The organism is Acidocella aquatica (assembly GCF_030160635.1).
In the GTDB taxonomy this organism is placed as follows: Bacteria; Pseudomonadota; Alphaproteobacteria; order Acetobacterales; family Acetobacteraceae; genus Acidocella; species Acidocella aquatica.
In genome coordinates this window covers 1-946 of record NZ_BSOS01000133.1, presented here as the reverse complement: position 1 = coordinate 946, position 946 = coordinate 1, and the positions used below count along the sequence as shown (strand labels likewise).

At 60.6% G+C, this 946-nt stretch carries 1 pseudogene; it reads left to right on the top strand.

Going from position 1 to position 946, the window contains the following annotated elements:
• A pseudogene (locus tag QQJ84_RS19325) lies at nt 1-763 on the top strand (IS110 family RNA-guided transposase); the annotation flags it as partial.
• Between the last annotated feature and the right edge of the window lie 183 nt (nt 764-946).

Sequence of the window (946 nt, the reverse complement as noted above, 5' to 3'; positions counted from 1 at the left end):
GGAGCAAGAACGACCGCAACGACGCGGAGGCGATCTGTGAGGCGGCATCACGTCCGGCCATGCGCCAGGTTCCGGTCAAATCGGTGGATGAGCAAGCCGCGACGATTGTTGTCAAGCATCGGGAGCTCTTGGTGAACCAACGCACCCAGGCGATCAACGCGTTGCGAGGGCATGCGGCGGAATTTGGCATCGTTGCCGCCAAGGGCTGCGCGACGTCACAGCATTGCTCGCCCTTCTCTCTGCGGAGGAGGCGATTCCGGCAATTGCAAAGGCGATGTTCGAGCAGATGGGCCGGCATATCACTGATCTCGATGCGAAGATCGAGGTGCTGGAGAAACAGCTGCTCGAACAGCACAAGGCTAACGCGGTGAGCAGGCTACTCGCCGCAATTCCAGGCGTTGGACCAATCACCGCGATCACCATGGCGCTGAGCGTGAACCTAGCGAACTTTGAGACCGGGCGACATTTTGCCGCTTGGCTTGGGCTGACCCCGCGAGAACATTCCACCGGCGGCAAGCATCGTATGGGAAAGATAAGTAAAGCAGGCAATGAGAGGTTGCGGCAGCTCCTCGTGGTCGGAGCGATGGCGGTGATCCGCTTCGCTAAACCCGGAGCCAAGTCAGCTACCGCCTGGCTGGTGCAATTGCTGGAGCGGCGGCCGCGCAAGGTCGCGGCGATCGCTCTGGCCAACAAGATGGCCCGGATCATCTGGGCCATGATGGCGCGTGGTGAAGCGTATCGGCGTCAGCCGGTAGCCGCCTAAACCACGTGCCGGTGCCGAGGGTTTAAGGGCAGAGCAAGAGATGATGATCGGTCGAACCGACGAGCAACAAAATCCGATTGAATCACCGGCATACTATACGCCGCAGTTGTGTTTGGATGTTGCTCGCGGAACCCATCTGGGCCGGCGGCCACGTTGCCGCACATACAGGCCGAACGCATGACC